Source organism: Candidatus Korarchaeota archaeon NZ13-K, assembly GCA_003344655.1.
Taxonomy (GTDB): domain Archaea; phylum Korarchaeota; class Korarchaeia; order Korarchaeales; family Korarchaeaceae; genus Korarchaeum.
In genome coordinates this window covers 1-2932 of sequence record MAIU01000120.1, presented here as the reverse complement: position 1 = coordinate 2932, position 2932 = coordinate 1, and the positions used below count along the sequence as shown (strand labels likewise).

The 2932-nt window shown below is 52.8% G+C and carries 4 protein-coding genes; 2 read left to right on the top strand and 2 right to left on the bottom strand.

The features are described 5' to 3' along the window. The coding region (locus tag BA066_07635; GenBank protein RDD52825.1) for an NYN domain-containing protein at positions 1–181 on the top strand (181 nt) is incomplete at its 5' end. Here the strand turns inward: BA066_07635 and BA066_07630 are convergent. Together BA066_07630 and BA066_07625 are read right to left on the bottom strand one after the other, a co-directional pair. Beyond that, positions 98–1195, bottom strand: coding sequence for a DUF373 family protein (locus BA066_07630; GenBank protein ID RDD52824.1), 1098 nt, complete (start codon positions 1193–1195; stop codon positions 98–100). The genes BA066_07635 and BA066_07630 overlap by 84 nt on opposite strands. 31 nt (positions 1196–1226) lie before the next feature. Then, positions 1227–2168, bottom strand: a complete 942-nt coding sequence (locus BA066_07625; protein ID RDD52823.1) for a hypothetical protein — start codon at positions 2166–2168, stop codon at positions 1227–1229. Positions 2169–2373: 205 nt separating this feature from the next. Between BA066_07625 and BA066_07620 the strand changes: the two genes are divergently transcribed. Continuing rightward, entirely contained in the window at positions 2374–2883 is a 510-nt protein-coding gene (locus BA066_07620) for an HD domain-containing protein (GenBank protein RDD52822.1), read from the top strand. Positions 2884–2932 lie beyond the last annotated feature (49 nt).

The following is a 2932-nucleotide window of genomic DNA, read 5'->3' as shown; positions in this document are numbered from 1 at the left end:
CATCCACAAGGCCAAGGAGAATGGGAAGGAGGTCATGGTGATAGGGGCAGAACCCGGATTCAGCACGGCCCTCAAGAAGGCCTGCGACAGGTACATACTACTTCCATCCCCTCCTCCTCAGGAGGGCGGCGAGCCTGAGGGTTATGACGAAGGAGGAGATGGCGACTATCAGGGCCCCTAGCTGAGTGACCATCAGGCGGAGCAGGCCTATGCTCCCCTCCAGGTACTGACCTATGGAGTAGAAGGAGATCCAGAAGGAGATCACCAGACCGGTCATCATGAGCTTCTCGCAGGAGTCCACCATTCTTCTGGCTGAGCTCTCTATGGAGCTGCCGATGAACATTATGGCCATGGATATCGCTAGGAAGCTGCTGGCCTCCTGCATGATCCTGGCCAGTATGATTTCCATCGGGTAGCCCTGGGACGCCAGGGAGAGCGCCCTAGCGTAAGACAGTGAGACCGTGAGCACAACCCCTATGAGTCCTATGATCAGTGAGGCGAATCCCACATGCCTGCCGAAGTAGCTCACACCTCTCGCTAGCCTGTCCTTCAGTGAGAGTCCTCTCTCCAGGAAGAAGAGGCCGGCCAGAATGGATATCCCTACGTAAAGGTACTTCTGGAACTCCATCAGCGAGAAGATTCCATAAAGCAGCAGGATTGCGCCGGGAAGCCCTAGGAATATTGATCTGGATGAGGGGGATTTCATGAGCTTCTCGAAGTATCTCCTTAGCAGGACGTAGGTGTGCTCTATCTCCCTGCTCTGCTGAACTATCACCCTCCTCACGCTCCTTATGGGTGCGTACCTCATCAGTATTGGGATCACGAGCTCATCATCGGCTCCGTCTGACACCAGCACTATGCTGGTGGGCCTGAATAGCCTGCATACCTCCTCCATCTGCCTGTTTATCTCCTCATCGGCCAGGAGCTCCTTCTGATGATGCCCCGTTATCGTGACCACCTCCACGGCCGTTCCGGGATCCGAGAAGAGGGATCTAGCCTCATCGTATACCTTCACAGCCCCGAATATAGCATTGGAGTCAGCCTCGGTGGGATCCGCTAGGGCCAGCTTTGATGCAGCCTCCAGGTTGGCCTCCCTTCCTATCACGGGTCCCCTTATCCCCGCCTTAACCCCTAGGTCATCGTCCCTGTCGACGCAGACTATGAGTATCCTCTCCTCCAAGTATCCCCTTTCCATCCCGGAGAACCGGAGGTCTCAAAAATAAAAGCTAGACGGACCTCTCGAGGAGACCCATCTCCATCAAGAGCTTAAGCTCATCGATTGAGAGCTTCTCCCCATTCCTATACTTCTCCAGGGCCTCCTCAGCCAGCTTCTCCTTTAACTTCCTCTCCACCTCCTTGCCGCTCTCAAGCGTCGCCTCGAACCTCTTCCTTATCTCCTCCTGCACCCCCATCATGTCCGTCCTCAGTCTGTCCATCTCCTCATCGATTTTGTCAACCTTCTCACTCCTCTCCTTTATTTGCTGGGTGAGCAGATCTATCTCCTTATTTGCACTTTCCAGCTCCTCCTTCTTCTTTGTGATCTCATCGTAAAGCTTGTTTAGCTCCTCCTTTATCCTCCCTATCCTCTCCCCGGAGTCCCTGACGAAGAACCTCCACCTCTCCATCTCGGTCATTAGCTCCAATATCTTCCTCTTCAGAGCCTTGGCCTTATTCAGGTTCTGAAGCATGGCCTCATACTGACTTATCTGCATCACAAGATCTCTCTCCTGATCTCTATTGAGGGGTGAGGTCTCTATCCTCCTCTCCAGCCTCGCTATCCTCCTCCTGAGAACCCTCTCGGACATTCCGACGGAGCTGACCAAGTACTTGTACTCCTCCTTCAGTTTGAGGACCTGCTCTCTTATCTCCCTGAACCTCTCGAGAGACTCCTTCCTCTCCTCCCTCACCTTTGCTAGTTCATCCTGCAGCGTCCTCTTCCTCTCCACCATGGCCCTGAAGGTCTCCCGGTCCCTCCTGACCTTCTCTATGAGGGATGATCTCCTCGCCCTGAGCTCCCTTAACTCCTCGATGAGTGCTCTCCTGCTTTCCTTTAGTTCAGCGATCCTCCGCTTTAGCTCATTTTCCTTCTGCCTGAGGGCACCTATGGGTTCACTCAGCACGGTCATGCGGTAGCCTCCTTTCCCGTTCTCGGGCGTGGCGCTAGCCATGGGAGGTTCCCACTTAAAAATCATTCGGTCGAGTCATCTCGAAAAAGAAATATCAAATATCAAATTAATGGTATGCAATGATGATACATTTCCATTTATTAAGAAATAAAAAGATAAAAATTCGGAAGAATGGAGAAATATTAATGAAGAATGAGGTGAAGGCCCTCAGGTAAGGTTTAATTGATCCGGTGATCATCGAAAGCACATGCTGGTGGATAACGGATTGAGAGTGCTCTGGTTGGCTAGAACCGGCTGGATGCAATCAGGCATACCTCAATGCCTCGCCGAAACGGTCGCTCAGCATACATTCATCGCCTCCCTGATAGCCCTTGATCTTTTCCCAAAGATAAGGGCTAGCGGCAGGGTGTTCAATGAGAGCAAGGTGCTGAAGATGATACTCGTGCACGACCTGGCTGAGGGCGTGAGCGGGGATCTCCCCAAGTGGACCAAGGAGCTGGTGAAGAGGGAAGAGCTCGAGGAGGAGGCCATGGCCAGGATGAACCTGCCAGAGGAGATTTCAGAGATCCTGAGGGAATACCTGACGATGGGAAGCTATGAGGCGAAATTAGCGAGGCTTGCAGACTTGATGGCGACCTGGAGGATGGCCATATACTACAAGCAGCTTGGCTACGAGGTTGACGAGATACTGAGGAGCTCCCAGAAGGAGTCGCTGGAGCTGGCAAAGAGGCTGGGGATAATCTTGGATGAAGATTAGACCTCCAGGATGTCCTCATAGAGGGGAGAGGATCCAGGAAGCTTATAAT